The 23,357-nt window shown below is 72.2% G+C and carries 23 protein-coding genes; 15 read left to right on the top strand and 8 right to left on the bottom strand.

The genetic code is table 11. The features are described from left to right. The first annotated feature begins 104 nt into the window (after nucleotides 1–104). The 9 genes from ACGFZQ_RS38920 (at nucleotide 105) to ACGFZQ_RS38880 (ending at nucleotide 10,450) form a co-directional block, all read left to right on the top strand. Nucleotides 105–632 carry a hypothetical protein gene (locus tag ACGFZQ_RS38920; protein WP_351742858.1) on the top strand — a complete coding sequence of 176 codons (528 nt, stop codon included), beginning with the start codon at nucleotides 105–107 and terminating at the stop codon, nucleotides 630–632. A 318-nt stretch (nucleotides 633–950) separates the two neighbouring features. Further along, nucleotides 951–3,083, top strand: a complete 2,133-nt coding sequence (locus ACGFZQ_RS38915) for a hypothetical protein (RefSeq protein ID WP_393844370.1) — start codon at nucleotides 951–953, stop codon at nucleotides 3,081–3,083. Nucleotides 3,084–3,195: 112 nt separating this feature from the next. Beyond that, the gene (gene pelF, locus ACGFZQ_RS38910; RefSeq protein WP_393844369.1) at nucleotides 3,196–4,713 is read left to right on the top strand and encodes a GT4 family glycosyltransferase PelF; all 1,518 of its coding nucleotides are present in this window, start codon (nucleotides 3,196–3,198) and stop codon (nucleotides 4,711–4,713) included. Next, nucleotides 4,710–6,137: a hypothetical protein gene (locus tag ACGFZQ_RS38905; protein ID WP_393844368.1), complete on the top strand. Its 1,428-nt coding sequence runs from the start codon at nucleotides 4,710–4,712 to the stop codon at nucleotides 6,135–6,137. Before pelF ends, ACGFZQ_RS38905 begins: the two co-directional genes overlap by 4 nt. Nucleotides 6,138–6,187: 50 nt before the next feature. Then, on the top strand, nucleotides 6,188–7,189 hold the full coding sequence (locus ACGFZQ_RS38900; RefSeq protein ID WP_393844367.1) for an SDR family NAD(P)-dependent oxidoreductase: 1,002 nt from the start codon (nucleotides 6,188–6,190) through the stop codon (nucleotides 7,187–7,189). Nucleotides 7,190–7,232: 43 nt separating this feature from the next. Further along, complete coding sequence (locus ACGFZQ_RS38895; protein ID WP_393844366.1) at nucleotides 7,233–7,946, top strand: NDP-sugar synthase; 714 nt, start codon at nucleotides 7,233–7,235, stop codon at nucleotides 7,944–7,946. A 7-nt stretch (nucleotides 7,947–7,953) separates the two neighbouring features. Beyond that, nucleotides 7,954–8,847, top strand: coding sequence for an NAD-dependent epimerase/dehydratase family protein (locus ACGFZQ_RS38890; protein WP_393844365.1), 894 nt, complete (start codon nucleotides 7,954–7,956; stop codon nucleotides 8,845–8,847). Continuing rightward, nucleotides 8,844–9,506, top strand: a complete 663-nt coding sequence (locus tag ACGFZQ_RS38885) for a spherulation-specific family 4 protein (RefSeq protein WP_393844364.1) — start codon at nucleotides 8,844–8,846, stop codon at nucleotides 9,504–9,506. The genes ACGFZQ_RS38890 and ACGFZQ_RS38885 overlap by 4 nt, the downstream gene beginning before the upstream one ends. 14 nt (nucleotides 9,507–9,520) lie before the next feature. Further along, nucleotides 9,521–10,450, top strand: a complete 930-nt coding sequence (locus ACGFZQ_RS38880) for an endo alpha-1,4 polygalactosaminidase (protein WP_393844439.1) — start codon at nucleotides 9,521–9,523, stop codon at nucleotides 10,448–10,450. Nucleotides 10,451–10,666: 216 nt separating this feature from the next. Here the strand turns inward: ACGFZQ_RS38880 and ACGFZQ_RS38875 are convergent, their stop codons facing one another. Then, a complete protein-coding gene (locus ACGFZQ_RS38875; protein WP_393844363.1) occupies nucleotides 10,667–11,107 on the bottom strand; it encodes an ATP-binding protein in 441 nt (146 codons plus the stop codon). A 235-nt stretch (nucleotides 11,108–11,342) separates the two neighbouring features. Here ACGFZQ_RS38875 and ACGFZQ_RS38870 point away from each other — a divergent pair, with 235 nt between their 5' ends. Genes ACGFZQ_RS38870 through ACGFZQ_RS38860 form a run of 3 tightly spaced genes read left to right on the top strand, consistent with a single transcriptional unit; the run spans nucleotide 11,343 to nucleotide 13,320 of the window. Beyond that, nucleotides 11,343–12,218: a helix-turn-helix domain-containing protein gene (locus ACGFZQ_RS38870; protein WP_393844362.1), complete on the top strand. Its 876-nt coding sequence runs from the start codon at nucleotides 11,343–11,345 to the stop codon at nucleotides 12,216–12,218. Then, a complete protein-coding gene (locus tag ACGFZQ_RS38865) occupies nucleotides 12,215–12,475 on the top strand; it encodes a DUF397 domain-containing protein (RefSeq protein ID WP_351742891.1) in 261 nt (86 codons plus the stop codon). Before ACGFZQ_RS38870 ends, ACGFZQ_RS38865 begins: the two co-directional genes overlap by 4 nt. Before the next feature lie 38 nt (nucleotides 12,476–12,513). Beyond that, entirely contained in the window at nucleotides 12,514–13,320 is an 807-nt protein-coding gene (locus tag ACGFZQ_RS38860; protein ID WP_351742894.1) for an SAM-dependent methyltransferase, read from the top strand. A gap of 65 nt (nucleotides 13,321–13,385) precedes the next feature. Here ACGFZQ_RS38860 and ACGFZQ_RS38855 read toward each other — a convergent pair whose 3' ends face one another. After that, nucleotides 13,386–14,234, bottom strand: a complete 849-nt coding sequence (locus ACGFZQ_RS38855; protein WP_351742897.1) for a chitosanase — start codon at nucleotides 14,232–14,234, stop codon at nucleotides 13,386–13,388. Between the two features lie 213 nt (nucleotides 14,235–14,447). Here ACGFZQ_RS38855 and ACGFZQ_RS38850 point away from each other — a divergent pair, with 213 nt between their 5' ends. Beyond that, complete coding sequence (locus ACGFZQ_RS38850) at nucleotides 14,448–14,795, top strand: tetratricopeptide repeat protein (RefSeq protein WP_393844361.1); 348 nt, start codon at nucleotides 14,448–14,450, stop codon at nucleotides 14,793–14,795. 112 nt (nucleotides 14,796–14,907) lie between these two features. On the opposite strand, the gene ACGFZQ_RS38845 is transcribed toward ACGFZQ_RS38850, so the two are convergent. The 3 genes from ACGFZQ_RS38845 to ACGFZQ_RS38835 are packed head-to-tail and all read right to left on the bottom strand — an operon-like array spanning nucleotide 14,908 to nucleotide 17,765. After that, nucleotides 14,908–15,855, bottom strand: coding sequence for a M56 family metallopeptidase (locus ACGFZQ_RS38845; RefSeq protein ID WP_393844360.1), 948 nt, complete (start codon nucleotides 15,853–15,855; stop codon nucleotides 14,908–14,910). Between the two features lie 6 nt (nucleotides 15,856–15,861). Further along, entirely contained in the window at nucleotides 15,862–16,278 is a 417-nt protein-coding gene (locus tag ACGFZQ_RS38840) for a BlaI/MecI/CopY family transcriptional regulator (RefSeq protein WP_393844359.1), read from the bottom strand. 38 nt (nucleotides 16,279–16,316) lie between these two features. Beyond that, entirely contained in the window at nucleotides 16,317–17,765 is a 1,449-nt protein-coding gene (locus tag ACGFZQ_RS38835; protein ID WP_393844358.1) for a PepSY-associated TM helix domain-containing protein, read from the bottom strand. A 122-nt stretch (nucleotides 17,766–17,887) separates the two neighbouring features. Here ACGFZQ_RS38835 and ACGFZQ_RS38830 point away from each other — a divergent pair, with 122 nt between their 5' ends. Next, nucleotides 17,888–18,532 (top strand): peptide deformylase, encoded by a 645-nt coding sequence (locus ACGFZQ_RS38830; RefSeq protein WP_393844357.1) that lies wholly within the window; start codon nucleotides 17,888–17,890, stop codon nucleotides 18,530–18,532. Between the two features lie 120 nt (nucleotides 18,533–18,652). On the opposite strand, the gene ACGFZQ_RS38825 is transcribed toward ACGFZQ_RS38830, so the two are convergent. Then, complete coding sequence (locus ACGFZQ_RS38825; protein ID WP_393844356.1) at nucleotides 18,653–20,080, bottom strand: dihydrolipoyl dehydrogenase family protein; 1,428 nt, start codon at nucleotides 20,078–20,080, stop codon at nucleotides 18,653–18,655. A 134-nt stretch (nucleotides 20,081–20,214) separates the two neighbouring features. On the opposite strand from ACGFZQ_RS38825, the gene trxA reads away from it, so the two are divergent. Beyond that, on the top strand, nucleotides 20,215–20,595 hold the full coding sequence (gene trxA / locus ACGFZQ_RS38820; protein WP_351704187.1) for a thioredoxin: 381 nt from the start codon (nucleotides 20,215–20,217) through the stop codon (nucleotides 20,593–20,595). A 127-nt stretch (nucleotides 20,596–20,722) separates the two neighbouring features. Here the strand turns inward: trxA and ACGFZQ_RS38815 are convergent, their stop codons facing one another. Further along, entirely contained in the window at nucleotides 20,723–21,631 is a 909-nt protein-coding gene (locus ACGFZQ_RS38815) for an aldo/keto reductase (RefSeq protein ID WP_393844355.1), read from the bottom strand. Between the two features lie 238 nt (nucleotides 21,632–21,869). Then, the gene (locus tag ACGFZQ_RS38810; RefSeq protein ID WP_393844354.1) at nucleotides 21,870–23,306 is read right to left on the bottom strand and encodes a benzaldehyde dehydrogenase; all 1,437 of its coding nucleotides are present in this window, start codon (nucleotides 23,304–23,306) and stop codon (nucleotides 21,870–21,872) included. Nucleotides 23,307–23,357: the final 51 nt, after the last annotated feature.

The raw sequence follows: 23,357 nt of genomic DNA, 5'->3' as shown, positions 1-23,357 counted from the left end.
CCAGTTACATGTTCTTCACGGTGCGCGCGCTTTCAGTCACTTAGCGTGCTTGTTCGATCGCCGGAAGGAGACGTCCCGCGTTCCGGCTGCCTAGCCTCCCGGCCATGCGATCACCACTGATGAGACGCTTCGGCCTCGGTACCGTTCTCGCCCTCGCCCTCGCCGTCTTCGGACTGGCCCCCAGCGCGAGCGCCGACCCGGCACCGGCCGAGCTCACCTTCGCCACGAACGCCGCGACCACCACGCCCGGCGGCACGGTGAACCTGTCGATGACGATCACCAACAACAAGACGTACGACATCTGGTTCGTGTACCAGACGATCGACCCGACCTATCTGACCACGCAGCGCCCCGACCTGAAGTACAGCTTCACCGGCTGCAGCCTGGCCGCGGCCGACGGCACCAGCACCGCCTGCTCCGGCACCGGGCCCGCCAACCTCGGCACCGACTACGGCACCACCGTCCCGCCCGGGCAGAGCCGCACCGTCACGCTGACGCTGAGCGTCGCCGCCGACTCCGGCTGCAACGGCAACATCGGCTTCTACTCGTACTTCTACGCCGAGTTCAGCGACTCCACGAACACCAGCGGCGGCCCGGTCTACACACCCGAGACGCGCATCCTGTGCGCCTGACGGCCTGTCGGTGTTGACCTGAAAAGGTCTGCGATCAGCCAATGGTCCGGGGCCGGGCGCTCTCTCCGCCAGAGAGGTCCCGGCCTGCACCGCGGACGGAAAATCTGGCAACTCGGTTCCATCGGATGCCTGTTGGTCGCCTGCTCTTTTCCGTCATGTTTCGCAACACGACCACGAAAGCTACACAGAGGCATCACTATGTGACGCGACGGATGCGTCGACGAACTGGCCTCTCAGGGGGAAGCCGGCGTCGGCGTAGGGGGTGCGTCCGCTCTACGGAGCCGTACTCACCCCTGCCCGGGGAGGGGACTTCACCGCATGAAGCGGACCATACGCACGGCCGCGCTCGCGGTCGGTGCGCTCATAGCCACGCTCGGCCTGCCGGCCGGCGCGGCCCATGCCGACGACGCACCCAGAATCGACCTGCGGGTGTTGGTGGTCAGTGACGGGGGGCCGTCGACCGACGCCATCGCAGCCGAACTGACCGACGCCGGAACGCCGTTCACCGAAATCGACCTGACCCAGTCAGGACGGCAGAGCATTGACGCGGCCTTCCTGTCGGACACCGTCGACGGGCGGCCGCGCGCCAGGTTCCAGGCCGTGGTGCTGCCCAACGACAACCCGTTCGCGGCCGGTTCGAGCGAGATGGCCGCCCTCACAGCCTACGAACAGACTTACCAGATCCCCCAGGTCGATGCCTATACCTACGCGCGTCCAGAAGCCGGTTTGCAGTACCCGGTCGGCAGCACCGGCTACTCCGGCAGCCTCGACGGCGCACAGGCCGACGTGACCGACGCAGGCAAGGCGGGCCCCTTCGGCTACCTCGACGGCACCGTACCCTTCGAGGACAACGACCCCTCCGTGGGCGAGAGTTACGCCTACCTCGCGCAGCCGGCGACCGGCGCCGACTTCACTCCCTACGTCGAGGCCGCGATCCCGGGACAGTCCACGAAGGGCTCCCTGGTCGGCGAGTACCGGCACGACAGCCGGCGCGAGCTCGTCGTGACCTTCGTCTACAACCAGTACCAGGAGCAGTTCCGGCTGCTGGCCCGCGGCATCGTCGAGTGGATGACCGGCGGGGTGCACCTCGGCGCCTCCCGCAACTACTTCGCGGTGCACGTGGACGACCTGTTCGCGGCCGACGACCGCTGGAACACCGAGCTCAACTGCACGCCCGGCGACGTCGACTGCACCGACCCGAACGCCACGCCCGACCCGATCCGCATGACGTCCGCCGACGTCGACCACGCGGTGGCCTGGGAGCAGAGCAAGGACTTCACCCTCGACCTCGCCTTCAACGGCTCCGGCAGCGTCGACCAGCGCGAGGACAACAACGGCGTCGACCAGCTCGCCGACCAGCTGATCGCGGACAAGAACGACTTCCGCTGGATCAACCACACCTACACGCACGCCTTCCTCGGCTGCGTGCAGAACACCACCGTGGTGCCGTGGGTCTGCGAGACCAACGCCGACGGCAGCACCAAGTGGGTCAGCGAGAACGACATCTCCGACGAGATCGCCACCAACCGCGTCTGGGCCCAGACCAACGGACTCCCCCTGGAGAACGACGAGTTGGTCACCGGTGAGCACTCCGGAATGCGGGTGCTGCCGCAGCAGCCCGACGACAACCCGAACCTGGCGCCCGCCCTCGCCGCCAACGGCATCGACTGGCTGGGCTCGGACAACTCCCGTGATCCGCAGCAGCGTCAGATCGGCGCGGCCGAGACCGTCCCCCGCTACCCGATGAACGTCTTCTACAACGCGGGCAAGGCCTCCGAGGAGGTCGACGAGTACAACTGGCTCTACACCAGCCGCGCCCAGGGCGGCAGCGGCATCTGCGAGGACAACCCGGCGACCACCACCTGTCTGTCGCAGCCGCTGGACACCAGCACCGGCTACACCGGCCAGATCGTGCCGCTGGAGACCCGGATCGCCCTCGGACACGTGCTGTCCAACGACCCCCGGCCGCACTACATCCACCAGTCGAACCTGGCCGAGGACCGCATCGCCTACCCGGTGCTGGACGGCGTACTCGACGGCTACCGGGCCCTGTTCGCGGACAACACCCCGGTGGTGAACCTGCGGTTGAAGGACATCGGGACCGAGCTGAAGCGCCGGGCCGACTGGCAGGCCGCGCTTCAGGCCGGCCAGGTCACCGCCTACCGCATCGGCGACGCCGTGACCGTCGACGCGCCGACCGGCCTGGAGATCACCGCGACCCTGCCGACCGGGACCACCGTGGCCGGCACCGCGTTCGGCTCCGCGTACGCGGGCGCCGTCTCCGGCTGGACCCCCTCGGCCGGCGACCCGATCAGCTTCACCCTGCCGGCCACCACCGCCGCCCCGGCGGTCACGGCGGCCGACTCCACCGCCCCGGCCACGGATCCCGCACCAGACACCCGGGTCCCCGCGGGTGTGACCGAGTCGGTACCCGCCACCGTCGGCGACTGAACCGCGCTCCGCAGCACCAGCGACCGAAGCGAGACAGCCCCGCGGTCCCGGCCGCCCGCACGGCGGCCGGGACCGGCACGACCACCCCACACCTCGGCCGTGGAGCACACCGATGCCCCTTCCCTACGGCGCGCCAAGCACCCGCACTACGCGCGTCACCCTGCTCACCGAAGGCACCTACCCGCACAGTCACGGCGGCGTCAGCGTCTGGTGCGACCAACTGGTACAGGGCATGCCCGACATCGACTTCGACATAGTCGCCGTCACCGGCACCGGACGCGAACCCGTCGTCTGGGACCTGCCCGCGCACGTCTCCACCGTGCGGTCCGTGCCGATGTGGGGCGACCCGCCGGAAGGCCGTGCGCCCCGGGGCCGGGCCCGCCGCCAACTCGCCGACATCTACGGCCGGTTCCTCGCCGCGCTGCTCGACCCCCGGGAGGAGGACGGCTTCCCGCCCGCCCTGTACGCCTTGGCCCGGGCCGCGGCCGACGGCACGCTCAGCCCGTTCCTGCGCGCCGACACCGCGATCACCGTGCTGACCTCACTGTGGAACCGGCCGGGGCTGGCCGTGCGCGAGGCCCGGCCCACCCTGCACGACGCGCTCACCGCGACCGCCCTCCTGGAGCACGCCCTGCGCCCGTTGACCGCTCCGCTGCCCGAGAGCGGGGTCGCGCACGCGGTGAGCGGTGGCGTTGCCGCGCTGCCGGGCCTGGCCGCCCTGGAACAGCACGGGATCCCGCTGCTGCTCACCGAGCACGGCGTCTACCTGCGGGAGCGGTACCTCGGCTACCGGACCGCGCCCTACCGCTGGCCGGTGAAGGCGGTCGTGCTCGGGTTCTTCCGGCTGCTGGCCCGCGAGTCCTACCGCAAGGCGGCCCTGATCACCCCGGGCAACCGTTACAACCGGCTCTGGGAGGAGGAGGGCGGCGCCGATCCGGAGGCCATCCGTACTGTCTACAACGGCGTGGACCCGGCCGCGTTCCCGGCGGCCGGACCGGAGCCGGAGGTGCCCACCCTCAGCTGGGCGGGCCGGGTCGACCCCATCAAGGACCTGGAGACACTGATCCGGGCCTTCGCCCTGGTCCGCGCCCAGGTCCCCGAGGCGCGGCTGCGGCTGTTCGGCGGGACACCACGGGGCGGCGAGGCCTACCGGGAGCGCTGCGAGGCCCTGGCCGCCGAACTGGGCCACGGCGACGCCGTGACCTTCGAGGGCCGGGTCGACGACATCAAGGACGCGTACGCGGCCGGCAACGTGGTGATGCTCTCCAGCATCAGCGAGGGCTTCCCGTTCACGCTGATCGAGGCCATGTCCTGCGGGCGCGCCACCGTCTCCACGGACGTCGGCGGGGTCCGCGAGGCGGTCGGCGACACCGGGCTGGTCGTCGCGCCCCGCGACCCGGCGGCGATGGCCGCGGCCGCGCTCGAGCTGCTGGGCGACCCGGGGCGCCGCAGGGCGATGGGCGAGGCGGCCCGGCTGCGGGTGATCGAGCAGTTCACCCTCCGGCAGACCATCGACACCTTCCGCGCCATCTACCTCGAACTGCCCGACCGCGCACGGCAGGCGGCGGTCGAGCCGGCGGCCCCGGCCGAGCTGCCCGCCGCGTCCGTCACCGGGGGCGTGGCCCTGTGAGCGGACCGATATCCCTCGAACCCGGCGGCTCCGAACAGGACACGCTGGCCCTGCGGCTGGCCGAGCCCCGGCCGGCGCCCCGCCGCCGGCCGCGCTGGGCCCTCGACGACACCACGCTGACCATCCGGCTCCCCCGGCGCGGCCCGGACGAGGACGCGGTCAGCGAGCTCGCCGCCGAACTCGCCGACCGGATAGGCCCCGCCGTCCACCCCTACGAAGTGGCCGCGCTGCTGGAGTCGGAGGGCCTGTCCGCCGCCCTGATCAACGAGCGGTACGGCCACCCGAACCTGTTCTCGCTCGCCTCGGCGCTCTACGAACGGGTGCCCAGGACGTTCCCGGAACCCGCGCCCGCGGCCGACCCGTGGCGCCCGGACACCGTGCGCTGTCTGCTGCGGGGTGTGCTGTTCGCCCTGCCCGGGCTGGCGTATCTGCTGACCGCTCCGCTGTGGAACGCGGCCGGGCACGCGCCCGCGCTGATCGTGGCCGGGCTGGTCTCCTGGGCGTGGGGGCAGGCCCTCGGCCACCGCGCCCATCTGCGGATGGCGACCGGACGGCACGAGGCGGGCCGTACCCTGCTGCTCGGCGCGCCGGTCGGGGCGGTGCTGGCCACGGGTGCCGCCGCCCTGGTCTCCGGGGGCGGCCGGGTCGTCCTGGCCGCCGCGGCCCAGTCGCTGTACCTGGCGGCGGCGGGCGTCCTGCTGGTGCTGGCCCGGGAACGGCTGCTGCTGGCCGCGCTCAGCCCGCTGATCGCGGGTGCGGCCGTGCTGCCCCGGTGGGAGCCGGGCCGTCCGCTGCGGGCCGGGCTGCCGCTGCTGGCCCTCGCCGCGACGCTCGCGGTCACCGGGTGGGTCCTGTGGCGGACCCGCTCGGTCCCGGCCGTCACCGGCGGCCACCGGCCCAAGGTGCTGTGGTCCCTGCCGTACGGCCTGTTCGGGCTGGCCGCCGGGGTGCTGGTGCTCCTTGAGGGACGCCAGGAACCAAACGCGCCGTACGCGGTGATCGTGCTCACCGTGAGCATGGGGCCCGCGGAGTGGCTGCTGTACCGCTACCGGGGGCTGTCGGTCGGCGCGCTGCGCGCCACCGCCACGCCCGCCGCGTTCCTGCTGCGGTCCGCCGGCATCCTCGCCCTCTGTCTGCTGCTCTACCTGGCGCCGCTGCTGCCCGCCGCCCTGCTCACGGGCGCCGCTCCGGCCGCCCTGCTGCTGCTCGCGGCCACGCTGTGGACCGCGCTGCTGCTCCAGGCGTTCGGCGCGGCCTGGCCCTCGGCCGCGCTCTGTCTCACCGCCGCCACCGTCGCCGGCGCGTTCTCCCTGTTCCACCTCCCCGGGGCCGGTCTCGCGCTGCCGCTGTGCTGCGGCGCCGCCGCCCTGTGTCTCGCGGCCGGCGCGCTGGTGCTGCTCGGCCGCCCCGCCCCGCACGGATGAGTCACACCCCCCATGAACCACATGCACAACCGACCGGAAGGAAACGACAGTTGACCTCCGCACCGCTCGCCGCCGTCACCGGGGCCGAGGGTTTCATCGGCTCGCACCTCACCGAGGCGCTGGTCGCCTCCGGGCACCGGGTGCGGGCCATGGCCCAGTACAACTCCTTCTCCTCCTACGGCTGGCTGGAGACCCTGTCCCAGGAGGTCCTGGACCAGGTGGAGATCGTCCTCGGTGACGTCCGGGACCCGGGCTCGGTCCGCGGCCTCCTGGAAGGCGCCGACACCGCCTACCACCTGGCCGCGCTGATCGCGATCCCGTACTCCTACCAGGCCCCGCACAGCTACGTCGACACCAACGTCACCGGCACGCTCAACGTGCTGGAGGCGGTCCGCGCGCTCGGCACGCCCCGGCTGGTGCACACCTCGACCAGTGAGACGTACGGCACCGCCCAGACCGTGCCGATCACCGAGGACCATCCGATCAACACCCAGTCCCCGTACGCCGCTTCGAAGGCCGGCGGGGACCGGCTCGCCGACAGCTACCACGCCAGTTTCGACACCCCGGTGGTGACGCTGCGGCCGTTCAACACCTTCGGGCCGCGCCAGTCGATGCGGGCGGTGATCCCCACCGTGATCGGTCAGCTGGCGGCCGGGGAGCGCACCATCACGCTCGGCGATCTGCGTCCCACCCGGGACTTCATGTTCGTCAAGGACACCGCCCAGGCGTTCCTGACGGTCGGCACCGCGCCCGCCGAGCAGGTGGTGGGCCGTACCTTCAACGCCGGTACCGGCGGGGAGATCTCGGTCGGCGACCTGGTCGCGCTGATCGGCAAGGTCATGGACACCGCCGTCGACGTCCGCGCGGACGAGGCCCGGATCCGGCCCGCCAACTCCGAGGTGATGCGGCTGGTCGCCGACGCGAGCCGGCTCACCGCGGCGACCGGCTGGCGGCCCGGCCACTCCCTGGAGGAGGGGCTCGCGCACACCGTGGAGTTCTTCCGCGACCCGGCCAACCTCGCCCGGTACAAGACCGGCATCTACAACATCTGACCTCGTCCGGCACGTCTGCGCACGTTCACGAAGGAGGAGCCCCATGCACGCAGTCATCCTGGCCGGAGGCAAGGGCGTCCGGCTGCGGCCCTACACGACCGCGCTGCCCAAACCGCTCGTCCCCATCGGCGACCAGCACGCGATCCTGGAGATCGTGCTGCGTCAGCTCGCCACCGCCGGCTTCACCAGCGTCACCCTGGCCATCGGCCACCTCGGCGAGATCATCCGCGCCTATGTCGGCGACGGCACCCAGTGGGGCCTGACCGTCGACTACGCCACCGAGGAGAGCCCGCTGGGCACCATGGGCCCGCTGCTCAACCTGCGTGACCGGCTGCCCGAGACGTTCCTGGTGATGAACGGCGACATCCTCACCGACCTCGACTACGCCGACGTCCTGGACCGGCACAGAGGCTCCGGCGCGCCACTGACCATCGCCACCTACGCCCGCAAGGTGCACATCGACTTCGGGGTGCTGACCACCGACGACAGCAAGGTCGTGGCGTTCACCGAGAAGCCGAGCATGGACTACCACGTCTCCATGGGCGTGTACGGGCTGTCCCGTGCGACGCTGGCCGAGTACACGCCCGGACTCCCGCTCGGCTTCGACGAGTTGGTGCTGGATCTGCTCAAGGCGGAAACTCCCCCGCACGCCTACGAGTTCGAGGGGTACTGGCTGGACATCGGACGCCCGGACGACTACGACCGGGCCAACGCCGAGTTCACCACCCGCAAGTCGCTTCTGCTCAAGGGAGCCTGAGCTCGTCATGCGCATTCTCGTCCTGGGCCACTCCGGCTATCTGGGCACCCATGTCGCCGCGGGACTGCGGGCCGTGCCCGGCGCGCAGGTCCTCGGCGGCGGCCGCTCGGCCGACGCGGACCACCGCGTCGACCTCGCCTCCGTCCGCCCGGAGCAGCTGGCCAAGACCCTGGCGGCCGTCGCGCCCGACACCGTGGTCAACTGCGCGGGCGCGACCGGGGGCGACGCGGTGGGGCTCGCCGAGGTCAACGCCCGCGGCCCGGCGGTGCTGTGTGCCGCGCTGCGCGACGCGGTCCCGGCGGCCCGTCTGGTGCACCTCGGTTCGGCCGCCGAGTACGGCCCCGGCACCCCGGACGCCCCGGTCACCGAGTCGGCGCCGACCAGCCCGACGGCCCCGTACGGCGCGACCAAGCTGGCGGGCACGGTCGCGGTGACCGCGTCGGGCCTGGACGCGGTGGTGCTGCGGGTGGGCAACCCGGTGGGGCCCGGGGCGCCGGCCGCCTCGCTGCCCGGCCGGATCACCGCGCTGCTGCGCGAGGCGGGTGCGGACCCGGAGGCGGTGCTGCGGCTGGGCGACCTGTCGGCGTACCGCGACTTCGTGGACGTCCGGGACGTGGCCCGCGCGGTGCTCCTCGCGGCCACCGCCGCCGGACCGCCGCCGCCCGTCCTCAACGTCGGCGGGGGCCGGGCCGTCCCGGTGCGTGAGCTGGTGCACGCGCTGGCCGCCCGGGCCGGCTTCCGCGGCCGTATCGAGGAGAGTTCGGGCGGCTCGGTGCGGTCGGCGCGGGTGTCGTGGCAGTGCTCCGACATCTCCGCCGCCGAGCGGGCCCTGGGCTGGCGCCCGGCGCACACGCTTCAGGACGCGCTGGCCGCGCTGTGGGAGAGCGACGGTACGCGGTGAGCCTGCTGATTCCGCTGTACGTGCACCCGGCCGAGGACCCGGGTGCCTGGCACCGCCTGATCACCGCCGCGCAGGGCACCTACGGTGTGGTCCTCAACCCGGCGAACGGCCCCGGCGACCGCCCCGACCCGGCGTTCACCGCCGCGGCCGACGCCCTGCGGTCGGCCGGGGCGCTCCTCCTGGGGTACGTCGACACCGACTACGGAATGCGCGGACCGGCCGAGGTCACCGAGGACGTGCGCCGGCACGAGGAGTGGTACGCGGCCGACGGCTGCTTTCTCGACCGGGTGACGGCGACTCCGGAGGCGCTGCCCGCCTGCCGCCGGCTGGTGCGTGCCGTACGGAGGTCGGGCGCCGGGACGGTCGTGCTCAACCCGGGCGTCCATCCGGCGCCCGGCTACGTCCGTCTCGCCGACCTGACCGTCACCTTCGAGGGGCACTGGTCGACGTACGTCTCGGCGTTCAGCAGACCGGCGTGGGCCGCCCGGCAGCCGCCCGAGCGGCTGTGCCACCTGGTCTACGGTGTGCCCGAGGCCCTCGTCCCGCTGGCGGTACGCACCGCGCACGAGCGGGGCGCGGCGGTGTGCGGCCCGGTGACGGGCGAACCGCCCAATCCCTGGGCGCAGTTGACTCCGGCGTTGACGGGGGCGCAGTTGTGAGGGCGCGGGTGGTGCTGACCGCGGCCGTGCTGGCGGGGCTCCTGGCGGGCTGCTCCGCACACCGGGACTCGCCCGCCGCGCACTCGGAGGCCCCCTCCGGGCCCGCGGACTCCTCGACCGCGCTCGGGAGCTCCCCGACCACGCCGCCCGGGTCCCCCGCCGCCAGGCCGTCCGAGTCCGCCACCACCCGCCCGGCCTCTCCCACCTCTGCGCCGACGGACTCCGCCGGGGCACGCACCGCCAAGTCCCGCTGGAAACCCCGGCCCGGCCTGGCCTGGCAGTGGCAACTGGACGGAGAGGTCAAGCCGACGGTGGACGTACCCGTCTACGACATCGACGGCTTCGAGAACTCCAGGGCGGACGTGGCCCGGCTGCACACCGCCGGCCGGAAGGTCATCTGTTATGTCAACGTCGGCGCCTGGGAGAACTTCCGGCCCGACAAGGACGACTTCCCGCGCTCGGTGCTCGGCAGCACCAACGGCTGGGCCGGCGAACGCTGGCTCGACATCCGCAGGTTGTCCGTGCTGCGCCCGATCATGGAGCGGCGCTTCGACATGTGCCGTGACAAGGGCTTCGACGCGGTCGAGCCCGATCTGGTGGAGGGGTACGGCAACGACACCGGGTTCCACCTCACCGCCGCCGACCAGCTCCGTTACAACCGCATGATCGCGGACATCGCTCATGCGCGCGGGATGTCGGTGGGCCTGAAGAACGACCTCCCGCAGATCCCGCAGCTGCTCGCCGCCTTCGACTTCGCGGTCAACGAGGAGTGCGCCCAATACGACGAGTGCGCGCGCCTCGCCCCGTTCGTCGAGGCGGGCAAGGCCGTGTTCCACGTGGAGTACGCGGAACCGCCCAGTGCCTTCTGCGCCGAGTCCCGGCGGCTGGGTCTGTCGTCGATGCAGAAGAAGCTGGAGCTGGGGGTGTGGCGCAAGCCCTGCTGAAGGCGGCCGGAGCCGGACCGCGGGCGGCCGCTTCCGGAGCCGGTCGATGTGGATGTGGAAGTGCCCCGGTGAGCACGGCCGCCCTCCCCCAAGGGGGCGAGCGTGCTCACCGGGGCCGGCGCCGGCTCTGCCGGTTTTCCGCAGAGTCGGATCGGGCGAGTCCCCCACTCGCCCACCCGGCACCCGTCCATCCCCCCTGGGTGCCCGGCGCCTGTGTCAGGGCGTCAGTGTGGCCCACACGGCGTGGCCGCTGGTGAGCCGGGACCGGTCGACGCCCCAGGAGTCGGCGAGTTCCTCGACGAGCAGCAGTCCCCGGCCGCCCTCGTCGTCAGGGCCCGGCTCGCGCCGGAGCAGACCTCGCCGCGAGTAGTCGTGGTCGTGCACCTCCAGTCGCAGACACCCGTCGGTGATCATGCCCATGCCACACATGATGCGGACGCTGAACGTGTGCCGGATGGCGTTGGTGACCAGCTCGGACACGAGCAGCACCGCGTCCTCGCGCAGCTCGCCGGGCATCCCCCACGCGCTCAGGCGCTCTCTCATGGAGCGGCGGGCGACTCTGACGCTGGAGCGGTGCGAGGGCAGCTCGATCCAGTGGGCCTGGTCGGGGTCGACGACGTCTAACAGGTCGAGCGGGGAGGTCGCGTGGGGGGACACGTGGTTGCCTTCCGTGAGGCGGCTGCGGCGGGAAGCAGGCAGAGCTGAGCAACGTCCGCACGGGGGAGGTTCGTTGCCCGTGAGCGTGACCGCGATTTACTCAAGTAACTATGCGCGCAGTCGGGTTCACCCTGCAACCGACTCCCTGATAATTTCAGCATGCCGGTGTCGGTGTGGTCGCTTCATCAAGTGCCTGTCAGACTCGTACCGGTGACGTTCCCTCAGGAGGTAGGGCGTGAGCGAAGGCCGGTCGAACGCGAGCAGCGCCAGTGCGCCCACCGTGCTGCGCATGATCCTGGGCCGCAGGCTCCAGGAGCGGCGCCAGGAAGCGGGCGTGTCACTGGACGAAGCGGCGCGGGCGCTGCGGGTCGCTCCCCTGACCATCCGCCGCCTGGAGAAGGCGGAGGTGGCGCTCAAGCCTCTCTACGTCGAGAAACTCCTCGAGACCTACGGCGCCGACCGGCAGGAGACCGACGAGTTCGTCGCCTTCGCCGAGCGGGCCAACGAGCCCGGCTGGTGGCACACCTACCGTGATGTGCTGCCCACCTGGTTCAGCGCCTACGTGAGCCTGGAGACCGGCGCGAAGACCCTGCGCACCTACGAGCCGCACTACGCCACGGGGCTGCTGCAGACCCCCGAGTACGCGCGTTCGGTGCTGAGCGGCGGCTTCCCGAACGACCGCGACGAGGACCTGGAACGGCGCGTGAACCTCCGGCTGCGCCGGCAGGCCCTGCTGGAGCGGGCCGACGCACCCACCCTGTGGGTGGTCATGGAGGAGGCCGTCCTGCACCGGGTGGTCGGCGGCCCCCAGGTGATGCGGGCGCAGATCGAACGGCTGCTGGAGGTCTCGGAGCTCGCGCACGTCAGCGTCGACGTCGTGCCGTTCACCGCCGGCGCCCATGTGGGCGCGTGCGCCCCGTTCACCTACTTCCGCTTCGAGGAGCCCGAGCTTCCCGACGTCGTCTACAGCGAGATCCTCTCCGGCGCGATGTACCTGGACCAGCGGTCCGACGTCGTCGCCCACCTGGAGGCGCACAACCGCATGTCCCTGCTGACCTCCGACGCGCAGAGCAGGGCGCTCCTGAACCGCATGCGCAAGGAGTACGCATGACCATCATCGACGGCAGTGCCCACGACGTGTACAACGGCATGCCCGCCGCGGACCTCGGTGAGCAGGGCTGGGAGTCGCCCTGGAGCGGCCCCAACGGAGGCCAGTGCGTGCAGACGAAGCAACTCGCCGACGGCCGGGTGGCGCTACGTCAGTCGACCGACCCCGCCGGCCCCGCGCTGATCTACACCCCCGAAGAGATCACGGCGTTCGTCGCCGGGGTCAAACGGGGCCTCGCCGACCATCTGACCACTGGCTGACCTCCCCCTCCCCCAGGCACCCCTCCGAAAGGTTCAGGATGACCAACTCGCACGCGGCGCGGGACATCGACACCAGCAGGCCCCACTCCGCCCGTATGTACGACTACTACCTCGGCGGCAAGGACCACTTCGAGGTCGACAAGCACGCGGCCGAGACCGTGGCGGACGCCTACCCCGGCATCTTCGTCTGCGCCCGCGAGAACCGCGCCTTCATGCACCGCGCCACCCGCGTCCTCGCCCGTGAGCACGGCATCCGGCAGTGGCTCGACATCGGCACCGGCATCCCCACCGAGCCGAATCTGCACCAGGTGGCCCAGTCCGTGGTCCCGGAGGCACGGGTGGTGTACGCCGACAACGACCCGCTCGTCCTGAAGTACGCCGAGCGTCTGATGCGCAGCACGACGGAGGGCCGCACCACCTACATCGAGGCGGACGTCAACGACCCGCAGACGCTGCTCGACGCCCCCGAACTGTCCGAGGTCCTGGACCTGGACCGGCCGGTGGCGCTGTCCCTGAACGCCCTGATGCACTTCGTCACGGACGCCCAGGACCCGTACGGCATCGTCAGCCGGCTGCTGGACGTGCTCCCCTCGGGCAGCGCGCTCGCCCTGAGTCACTGCACGCCCGACTTCGACCCGGCCACCTGGCAGAAGGTCACGGACATCTACAACGGCGCGGGCACTCCGGTGCAGTTCCGCTCGCGCGAGGACGTGGCGCGCTTCTTCGACGGGCTCGAACTGCTCGACCCCGGCGTCTCGGTCGGCCACCGCTGGCGCCCGGACGGCGAATCGACCGCCACCGACGCGGAGGTCAGCCTGTGGACCGGGGTGGGCATCAAGCCGTAGCACGGACGGGCTGTCGTACCGCACGGTGATACGGCGGTACGACAGCCCGAGGCAGCCCCGGGGGGTCAGCCAATGTGGTAACTGTCCCCGTACACCTTCCAGTCCAGCGGGGTGTTCAGGCACAGGTTGCCGTTGCGCAGGAAGACCCGCTGCTCGGTGTCGACCCGGGTGGTGTCGCTGTGGGCCTCCTCCTGCTTCATGGCCCAGACCCGCGCGTCGAGGAAGGCGTTGAGGTACGTCACCTCGTTGCCGCCCTGCGCCGGCGGCTTCGCGTTGCCGAGGGCGCGCTTGCGTATGTTGCGGAAGCTGGTGGAGTCGTCGCCGTCGCCGTGCATGACGATGGCGTCGTAGTAGGCGAACTGCCCCAGCGTGCCCAGCCCGTCCGTCTTGCCCTGCTGTACGGCGGGGTTGAAGTACACCCGGTCGCGCTCGTCGTTCTGCGCCTGCTGGAAGGCGGTGTCCTGGGCGGCCTTGCGCCAGTCCGCGGGGAAGTTCGGGTCGAGGCCGGAGTGCGAGTCGGTTCCGTTGACCCGGCGCAGTGCCGGGAGGTACTTGGCGAGGACGTTGCCGGGCTTGCGGTCGGTGTAGAGCTGCACGAGGTCGAGCATGTCGCCGGTGCCGGAGCAGAATCCGATGATCCCGGCGGTGTAGCCGCGGCCGTCGCCGATGTCCTCGATGTACTTGTACTGCGCCTTCCAGTCGAGCGAGGAGTTCTCCGCGCTCGACACCAGCTTCATGGCGATCTCCTTCTTCGCCGGGTCGTCGAGGCCCGCACAGCTCGCGGCCGCCGAGGCGGCGGAGGCGTGCGCGGGACGCAGCAGTACGGCACCGGCCGCGGACGCGCCGAGCAGGGCGAGCAGGGTACGCCGGGAGGTCGTGGCAGGGGTCGTCGTGGGGTTGTTCGGATGCCTCACGTGGGCTCCAGAAGGTGGTGGGGGGTGGACTGGGATCCACTATTAGGAAGGTTTCCTATCAGAGCTCAACGGTGATGTGTACCCGTCACACAGAAAGTTCGTAGAGTCGAACAAGACAGGTACGGACCACAGCGCGGGCGATCGGACCCGGACCGGCGAGTAGTGGAATTTTCAACTACCCTGCTTCGTTGACGCCCCCGAAGGAGGTCACGAGTGGACACCACGTACTACGACCAGGGAACTCTCGCCGAACGCTGGGACCGCGCCCAGCTGTTCTTCGACGCCAAGGACTACGCGGGCGCCGCGCGGGTGCTCGCCAGGCTGGTCGAGGAGGTGCCGGAGCAGACCGGACCGCGTCTGCTGCTGGCGCGCGCCTACTACCACTCGGCCCAACTGGGCCGCGCCGAGTCCGAGTTGCGCGAGATCGTGGAGCGCGACCCGGTGGAGCACTACGCCCGGCTGATGCTGGGCCGCACGCTCCAGCGGCAGGCCCGGCACGACGAGGCGGAGCCGCATCTGCGTCTCGCCTCGGCGCTGGCGGGCGACTTCCCGCAGGAGTGAGTAACGGGTCGAGAAGGGCCCCGGGTCCTCCCGGGGCCCTTCTCGGTGTCCGGCCGGCGTGGGTGCCGGCACCCGGGCCGACAGGTCGTCGAGGCCGACCACGTCCGTGCCGTCAGAGCGGGGTGGCCGCGTGCAGGATCAGGAAGAGAGTGACTGCCGAGTTCGCCGAGGACATCGCCGACACGAGGGTGCCCGCGGCGGCACCCCAGACGGTGAGACCGGCCCCGGTGAACGCCGACGGCCAGCCACGGGCCGACGGGGCGGGGCCGAGCAGCGCGGCGACCCGGCGCGGCACCGGTCCGGTGGCGGCCAGCGCGGCCAGGGTTAGGGCCGGGGTGCCCCGCGACAGCAGTGCCGCCCTGCCGATGGCCCGCGCGACCGTCCGCCGGTCCCCCACCGAGCGGGCCGCGGTCTCGTCCGCCCAGCGCTCGGCGGTGTGGGCGACCGCGGTGCGCAGGGGCCGCAGGAAGGGGTTGGCGTGTGCCGCCAGGTGCCCGGCGAGCAGGTAACGGTGGTGCCGGGCGGTGACATGGGCGCGTTCATGGGCGAACAGGGCCCGGCGTTCACCTGGAGCGAGGCCGTCGAGGAGTGCGGTGGTGACGACGATCCGGTCGGGCAGCGCGTAGGCGTAGGGGGTGCCGTCGGGCAGGACGGCCACCTCCCGGCCGGGCAGTCCGGTCAGCGCCCGCCGGGCCAGCCGGGTGACCCGGCGGTGCCGGTGGAGGGTGCGACCGCACAGCACGGCGACCACGCCGAGCGCGGGGATGGCGGCGCGGCCCGCGACGTCGTCGTGCGGGACCGCCGCCCGTACCTCCGGGTCGGACCAGCCGTCCGGGTGGGGGTCCCCCCGGACGAAGTCTGGGGGAGGGGTTGCCGGGAGCTGGGCGGTGCCGACCACCATCAGCAGGGCCAGGCAGAGCGTGCTGCACAGGGCCATCACCACGGCCACCGCGGTGAGCAGCCGGGTGGCGGTACGCGGATGCAGCCGTCCCTCGGCCAGCCGGGCGACGGGCCAGGCGGTCAGCGGCAGGACCAGCGGCAGGAAGACGAAGACCCCCATGGGCGGTCAGTCTTCCGTACCGCCGTGGTCGGTGTGCGAGGTGTTCCGACTGTTCACCCGGGCCGGCCCGGCGGTCTCCAGGAGCGCCCGCAGCACCTGCTCGTCGCCGGGCGGCAGCGCGGTGACGAAGCTCGCCAGGACGGCCTCGCGGTCCCGTTCGCCGTCGAGGAGCCGGCGCATCCGCAGGGCGGCGAGCCGGGCCACGTCGGCGGTCGGCGTCCACAGGAAGGCGCGGCCCTGCCGTTCACGGGCGACGACGTCCTTGGCGAGCAGCCGGGTCAGGATGGTCACCACGGTGGTGTAGGCGAGGTCGCCGCCGAGCCGCTCCTGCACCCAGGCGGCGGTGACGGGACCGCCGGCCTCGCGCAGCGCACCGAGCACCTGGCCCTCCAGCTCCCCCTGCCCGCGCCGGGCCCGCACCATAGTCCCGTCTCCCTCCGGCGTCGGCGTGTCTGACCACGCTACTTCACGCCGCCCCTGCTCCCGTACGTCCGCCGCCCGCGCCGGTGCGCGACCTCGCCGAGCGCGATGTCCACGGCGATGAACGCGGCGAGCGGGATCCCGAGCAGGGGCACGAAGTAGCCCACCACCGCGATCACCGCCAGCGCCGGGACGAGCAGGTACGGCGGGACCTCCGCCCAGGCTCCGCGCGGGATCGGCCGGCCGAAGGAGGAGCCGCGGCCGCGCTGCCACCACATGCGGTAGCCCCACAGGATCAGCAGGATCAGGGAGAGCGCGAGCAGCGCCAGGGCGAGCTGGTTGACGATGCCGAAGAGGATGCCGGTGTGCAGGTCGATGCCCCAGCGGGTGAGTTTGGCGAGCACCGGATAGTCGGCGAACCGCAGGACGTCCGTCACCTCGCCGGTGGCCGGGTCGACGGCGACGGAGTCCTGCTTCTCGGGCCAGCTGCGCTGGACCTGCCGGACGACGTAGACGCTGTTCGCGTCCGCCGGCGGGACGATCTCGACGGGGTTGCCGAGGCCCTCGGCGCGGGCGGCCGCGAGCACCTTGTCCAGGCCCACCCCGTGGTCGGCGGCGCCGCCGGTCATGGACGCCATGTCGTGCCCGGCGTGTTCGCCGCCGCTCGCGGCCGCCGAGACGGACGGGGTGGCCTGGCCGAGCGAGGTGCGCAGCTCGTCGATGTTGGCACCGGCGTAGGTGGACCAGGTCAGGCCGGTCGCCGACAGGAAGACGAACCCGGCGGCCGCCCAGACGCCGACACTGCCGTGCAGGCCGAGGGTGCGCCGCCGCCCGCTGGTGCCGCGCACCTTGCGCAGTGCCCGCCGCCGGGAGAACCACAGCACCAGGCCGCCGCCCGCGATCACCCACAGCCAGCTCGCCGCGAACTCGCTGTAGAGCCGCCCGGTGTCGCCCAGGTGCAGGTCGCGGTGGAGTTCGTCGATCCAGGTGCGCAGCGGCAGTGCGCCGGTCGAGCCGTACTGTTCGAGCGCGCCGCGCACCTTCCCGGTGTACGGGTCGACGAACACGGCGAGGGTGTGGTCCGCGCCGACGCCCTTCACCCCCGACAGCAGCACCCTGGTGGTCGCGTCCGCCTCGGGGGCGGGCCGTATCGCGGAGACGGTCCCCTCGGGGTGGGCCTTGCGGGCCGCGGCGACCTGCTCGGAGATCGGCAGCTGGGTGCTGCCCACCGGGACGGTCAGCTCATGGGCGTACACCAGCTTCTCGGCCTGGAAGGAACAGGCGTACAGCAGGCCGGTGGTGGCGGCGACGAGCAGGAAGGGGGCGACCAGGACACCGGCGTAGAAGTGCAGGCGCAGGACGAGGGGGCGCAACGGGGCCCAGCGGCTCGGGGACGCGGCCGGGACGGTCGGTTGCGGCGCCTCGTCCGATGGGGGTCCTCCCGATCGAGCGGAGCCGGGATTGGGGGAGGTCGAGGGGGCGACGGACATCGGGGCTTCTCCGGGGACTCGTGCGAGAGCGGTGACGGTGCAGTAGTCGGGGGGTGAAGAGGCCGAGTTCCCGGAGGGTAAAGTGACCCGCGTCACATTCACTGTCATGGCATGCTGGCTCGATGGCATCTCCCAGTGATCGCGCACCTCTTGCCGAGCGGGTCGAGGAACTCCTCGCCGCCGGCGGCCCGTTGCCCATCGTCGCGGCCGGCGACCCGGTCCTGCGGCGCGGAACCGAGCCGTACGACGGCCAGTTGGGCCCCGAGCTGCTGGCCCGGTTCGTCGGGGCGCTGCGCGACACCATGCACGCGGCACCGGGTGTGGGCCTGGCCGCGCCGCAGGTCGGCGTCCCGCTGCGGCTCGCGGTGATCGAGGACCCGGCGCCGGTGCCCGAGGAGGTCGCCGTCGCCCGCGGCCGGGTCCCGCAGCCGTTCCGTGTCCTGGTCAACCCGGTCTACGAGCCCGTCGGCGGCGCCCGCGCCGCCTTCTTCGAGGGCTGCCTGAGCGTGCCGGGCTACCAGGCGGTGGTGGCCCGGCACGCCGGGGTACGACTGCTCGGCCAGGACGAGCACGGCCGCGCGGTCGACGAGGTGTTCACGGGGTGGCCGGCCCGGATCGTCCAGCACGAGACCGACCACCTCGACGGCACGCTCTACCTGGACCGGGCGGAGCTGCGCTCACTGTCGTCGAACGAGGCGATGGCGGAACGCTGGACCCAGCCGACCCCGGCGCATGCCGCAGACGAGCTGGGCTTTGCACTGCCCTGAGCGCAATCGCGCCCCTTCAGGGGCGCGGGACCGTATCCATGTGCGGCTACCGCCGCGCGGGCGCGACCAGCCACGACGACGCCGCGGACAACGGACGACCGGCAGCTCCCCCGTCGGCCCTCACCCCCGGTACGCCTCCAGCAACCGCAGCCACACCTCGCTCAACGTCGGATACGACGGCACCGCGTGCCACAGCCGGCTGATCGGCACCTGCCCGGCGACGGCGATCGTCGCCGAGTGGATCAGTTCGCCCACACCCGGCCCCACGAAGGTGACCCCGCGCAGGATCTCCGCCTCCAGGTCGACGACCATGCGGGCGCGGCCCTTGTAGCCGTCGGCGTACAGTCCCGCACCGGCGACCGAGGAGAACTCGACGTCGACGGCGCGCACCCGGTACCCGGCTTCCTCCGCCTCCGCGAGGGAGAGGCCGACCGCCGCCGCCTCCGGGTCGGTGAAGACGACCTGCGGTACGGCGTGGTGGTCGGCCGTGGCCGCATGGGCACCCCAGGGACCGTCCAGGAGGGGCGTGTCCGAGGCCCGGGCGGCGATGGTGTCGCCCGCGATCCGGGCCTGGTACTTGCCCTGGTGGGTGAGGAGCGCCCGGTGGTTGACGTCCCCGACGGCGTAGAGCCAGTCGGTGCCCTCGACCAGGAGGGTGTCGTCGACGGTGAGCCAGGAGCCCGGTTCCAGGCCGACGGCGTCCAGGCCGATGTCGTCGGTGTGCGGGACGCGCCCGGTGGCGAAGAGGATCTCGTCGGCCTCGATGCGGTCGCCGGCGTCGGTCACGGCCACGACCGTGCCGTTCTCGCGGGTCACCGACGCGACGGAGGTGCCGGTGCGGACGTCGACGCCGGCCTCCTTGAGCGCCTCGGCGACGAGTTCGCCGGCGAACGGCTCCATGCGGTTGAGCAGGCCCTTGCCGCGGACCAGCAGGGTGACCCGGGAGCCGAGGGCCTGCCAGGCGGTGGCCATCTCGGTGGCGACGACACCGCCGCCGACGACGATCAGCCGGCCGGGCGCCTCCTGCGCGCTGGTGGCCTCGCGGCTGGTCCAGGGCTTGACCTCGGCGAGTCCGGGCAGGTGGGGCAGCTGGGCGCGGGTGCCGGTGGCGACAGCGACCGCGTGCCGGGCGGTGAGGGTGGTGCGGGTGCCGTCCGGGCCGGTCACGGTGATCGTGCGGGGTCCGGCGAGGCGGCCGTGGCCGCGGTACAGGTCGGCGCTGATGCCGTCGAGCCAGCCGACCTGGCCGTCGTCCTTCCAGTTCGAGGTGAAGTAGTTGCGGCGGGCGAGGACCGCGGCGGTGTCGAGGGGGCCCTGGACCGCCTGGGCGAGGCCGGGCAGGCGGCGGGCGTCGGCCTGGGCGATGACCGGGCGCAGGAGGGCCTTGCTGGGCATGCACGCCCAGTACGAGCATTCGCCGCCGACGAGCTCGCTCTCCACGACCGCGGTGGAGAGGCCGGCCGCACGGGTGCGGTCGGCGACGTTCTCCCCCACGGGCCCGGCACCGAGCACCACGACGTCGTAAGCGATGGATTCCGTTTCCGTCATGGGGTCAGTCTTGCGGGTGGTGTGCGCCGAGGCCACACGGGTAGGCGGCCGGAATACCCACCCGGTCGGACGTGTTGTGCGGACGGTTCGTCCCGGAGCGGGGCGCCCCCCACATCAGGAAGAGGGAAACACGCATGAGCAGCACCGTGGAACTCACCAAGGAGAACTTCGACCAGACGGTCACCGAGAACGAGTTCGTTCTCATCGACTTCTGGGCGTCCTGGTGTGGCCCGTGCCGTATGTTCGCCCCGGTCTACGAGAAGGCCGCGCAGGACAACCCGGACCTGGTCTTCGCCAAGGTCGACACCGAGGCGCAGCCGGAGCTGGCCGCGGCCTTCGACATCCAGTCGATCCCGACGCTGATGATCGTCCGCGACCAGGTCGCCGTGTTCGCCCAGCCGGGCGCCCTCCCGGAGGCCGCCCTGACGGACGTCATCGGGCAGGCCCGCAAGCTGGACATGGACGAGGTACGCAAGAGCATCGCCGCGCAGCAGGGCAGCGCGCAGGGCGAGTGACGGCCCACCGCCGGGGTGACAAGCTACCGCCTGAGCAACACCGCATAGCCGCAGTTAGACCCTCTAACTGCGGCTATATCTTTGAGCGGAGCGCCCATAGCTCCCATAGCCAATGGGCAACGACCCGCTATGCGCCGGCCTGCTCCGGCCAGGTGAGGAGTGCCATCTCCTCCTCCGAGAGCCGCAGCGGGCCGGCCGCCATGTTCTGCGCGAGGTGGTCCGGATCACTGGTCCCCGGGATCGCCAGCACGTGCGGCCCCTGCTGCAAGGTCCAGGCCAGCCTGACCTGCGCTGTGGACACACCGTGCGCGCGGGCGACGGCGCACACCGCCTCGCTGTCAGCGGCGACCGGACCCGCCTCACGCCCGGCACCGGCGATCGCGAAGAACGGGACGAAGGCGAGGCCGAGTTCACCGCAGAGCCGTAGGAGTGCCCGTTCCTCGCTCGCCGCACCGATCCCGTACGGGTTCTGCACGCAGACGACGGGGGCGATGGCCCGGGCCTCGGTCAGCTGCTCGGACGTGACGTTGGAGATGCCCAGGTGGCGGATCAGCCCGGCATCGCGCAGCTCGGCCAGCACGCCGAAGTGCTCGCCGATCGAGCCGCTCCGCCCGCTCGGTGGCACGCGCAGGTTCACCACGTCCAGGTGATCGCGGCCGAGCTGGCGCAGGTTCTCCTCGACCTGGCCGCGCAGTTGGGCCGGTGAGGCCCACCACCACGAGCCCGAGGGATCGCGGCCCGGCCACACCTTGGTGGTGATGACCAGGTCCTCCGGGTACGGCGCCAGCGCCCGGTTGATCAGCTCGTTGGCGGAGCGCGTCGCCGAGAAGTAGAACGCGGCGGTGTCGATGTGGTTCACGCCGAGCTCGACCGCCCGCCGGAGCACCCCGATCGACCGGTCGCGATCCCGCGGCACGCCACGGTCGAAGGGCGCGGTACCCGTCAGGCGCATCGCCCCGAACCCGACGCGGTTGACGGTCAGGTCACCGAGTCGCCAAGTACCCGCGGGTGCCGCGGTGTTCGTGCGTGGGCTCATGACATGGATCTCCTCTTGCGGATGGGAAACGGGGCCCGGCCGGCGCGGGGGCGGGCGGCATGAAAAAAGCCTCCCTGGGGGATCGGAATCCGCACCAGGAAGGCTCACGTGATGATCGGCATTCTAGCAGCAGGGCACCAGGCCGCGGGGCCCGTGGCAGCTGCACGGATGACGGTCCTCACCCGCGGGCAGCAGGGCGAGGACCGTCCTCGGCTCGGTCTGCTCGATCTGGCGCGGCTCAGAAGGGGTACGGCGCCACGTCCCCGCGCACGGTCGTCCACCGGACGTCCGTGAACGCCTCCAGGTTGGACTCACCGCCGAACCGGGCCCCGGTGCCGGAGGCGGCGACTCCGCCGAAGGGAGCCACGGCCTCGTCGTTCACGGTCTGGTCGTTGATGTGGACGATGCCGGTCGGGATGCGTTCGGCGAGGTCCAGGCCGCGTGCCGGGTCCCTGGTCACGATGCCGAGGGAGAGGCCGTAGGAGCTGTCGGCCGCGAGGGCGGCGGCCTCGTCCGCGTCGGCGAAGGCGCGGACGGGCGCGACCGGCCCGAAGACCTCCTCGGCGTAGGCGGGGGTGCGGTCGTCGACGCCGGTGATGACCGTGGGCCGGTAGAAGAGGTTCTCGTGGGTGCCGCCGGCGACGAGTCTCGCGCCCCGGGCGGTGCTCGCCTCCACCAGGCCGTGGATCTTGGCGAGTTGACCGTCGTCGATGACCGGGCCGAGGTGGACCTGCTCGCGGTGCGGGTCGCCCACGGCGAGGGAGTCGGCCTTGGCGGCGAGGCGTTCGACGTACTCCTCGACCAGGGAGCTGTGGACCAGGTGCCGTCCGGTGGTCATGCAGATCTGGCCCTGGTGGAAGAAGGATCCCCAGGCGGCGGTGGAGATCACCGCGTCGAGGTCGGCGTCCTCCAGGACGATCAGGGCGGAGTTGCCGCCGAGTTCGAGGTGGGCGCGCTTCAGATGGCGGCCGGCCGCCTCGCCGACCGCGCGGCCGGCGGCCGTCGATCCGGTGAAGGAGATGACCGGCACCCGCGGGTCCTCGACCAGCGCCGCGCCGACGTCGGCGGCGCCGGGCAGCACCTGCAGCAGTCCCTCCGGCAGCCCCGCCTCGGCGAACACCGCGGCGAGGGAGAGCCCGCCACAGACGGCGGTGCGCGGATCCGGCTTCAGGACCACCCCGTTGCCCAGCGCGAGGGCGGGCGCCACCGACCGGATGGACAGGATCAGCGGCGCGTTGAACGGCGCGATCACCCCGACCGCACTGACCGGGACCCGGCGGGTGTACGACAGCCGGGGCGCCTCGCTGGGCAGCACCTGGCCCACCGGGCGGGACGCCAGGGCGGCGGCCTCGTAGCACTCCTGGGCGGCGACGTGCAGCTCGAAGTCCGCCTTGCCGGGTATGGAGCCGGACTCGCGGACGATCCACTCGCGCAGTTCGTCGGCGTGCTCCGCGAACAAGTCGCCTGCGCGGCGCAGGACTTGAGCCCGCACGAAGTGCGGTGCGCGGGCCCAGTCGCGTTGCGCGGCGCGGGCTGCCGTGGCGGCCGGGGAGACGTCCGCGGGGGCGGCCAGGATGACCGTGCCGAGCGTGTCGCCGGTGGCGGGCTCGGTGAGGGCGTACTGCGGGCCGGACAGGGCGCTCGCCTGCCAGGTCTTCGGGTCGAGCAGCGGCATGACGGCTCTCCGATCAATCAGCCGGGGTTGCGCGGCCCACGGCGCCCGTGA

This window comes from Streptomyces sp. NPDC048254, from assembly GCF_043201895.1.
Classification (GTDB): domain Bacteria; phylum Actinomycetota; class Actinomycetes; order Streptomycetales; family Streptomycetaceae; genus Streptomyces.
Note: the sequence above shows the minus strand (reverse complement) of the source record. Positions and strands in the feature narration are given on the sequence as shown.

Excerpts from the sequence above, each read along its gene's own strand:
- ACGFZQ_RS38920 (WP_351742858.1), top strand. The coding sequence starts at position 105 with ATGCGATCACCACTGATGAGACGCTTCGGCCTCGGTACCGTTCTCGCC.
- ACGFZQ_RS38915 (WP_393844370.1), top strand. The coding sequence starts at position 951 with ATGAAGCGGACCATACGCACGGCCGCGCTCGCGGTCGGTGCGCTCATA.
- pelF (WP_393844369.1), top strand. The coding sequence starts at position 3,196 with ATGCCCCTTCCCTACGGCGCGCCAAGCACCCGCACTACGCGCGTCACC.
- ACGFZQ_RS38895 (WP_393844366.1), top strand. The coding sequence starts at position 7,233 with ATGCACGCAGTCATCCTGGCCGGAGGCAAGGGCGTCCGGCTGCGGCCC.
- ACGFZQ_RS38890 (WP_393844365.1), top strand. The coding sequence starts at position 7,954 with ATGCGCATTCTCGTCCTGGGCCACTCCGGCTATCTGGGCACCCATGTC.
- ACGFZQ_RS38865 (WP_351742891.1), top strand. The coding sequence starts at position 12,215 with ATGACCATCATCGACGGCAGTGCCCACGACGTGTACAACGGCATGCCC.
- ACGFZQ_RS38860 (WP_351742894.1), top strand. The coding sequence starts at position 12,514 with ATGACCAACTCGCACGCGGCGCGGGACATCGACACCAGCAGGCCCCAC.
- ACGFZQ_RS38845 (WP_393844360.1), bottom strand. The coding sequence starts at position 15,855 with ATGGGGGTCTTCGTCTTCCTGCCGCTGGTCCTGCCGCTGACCGCCTGG.
- ACGFZQ_RS38840 (WP_393844359.1), bottom strand. The coding sequence starts at position 16,278 with ATGGTGCGGGCCCGGCGCGGGCAGGGGGAGCTGGAGGGCCAGGTGCTC.
- ACGFZQ_RS38835 (WP_393844358.1), bottom strand. The coding sequence starts at position 17,765 with ATGTCCGTCGCCCCCTCGACCTCCCCCAATCCCGGCTCCGCTCGATCG.
- ACGFZQ_RS38830 (WP_393844357.1), top strand. The coding sequence starts at position 17,888 with ATGGCATCTCCCAGTGATCGCGCACCTCTTGCCGAGCGGGTCGAGGAA.
- ACGFZQ_RS38825 (WP_393844356.1), bottom strand. The coding sequence starts at position 20,080 with ATGACGGAAACGGAATCCATCGCTTACGACGTCGTGGTGCTCGGTGCC.
- trxA (WP_351704187.1), top strand. The coding sequence starts at position 20,215 with ATGAGCAGCACCGTGGAACTCACCAAGGAGAACTTCGACCAGACGGTC.
- ACGFZQ_RS38815 (WP_393844355.1), bottom strand. The coding sequence starts at position 21,631 with ATGAGCCCACGCACGAACACCGCGGCACCCGCGGGTACTTGGCGACTC.
- ACGFZQ_RS38810 (WP_393844354.1), bottom strand. The coding sequence starts at position 23,306 with ATGCCGCTGCTCGACCCGAAGACCTGGCAGGCGAGCGCCCTGTCCGGC.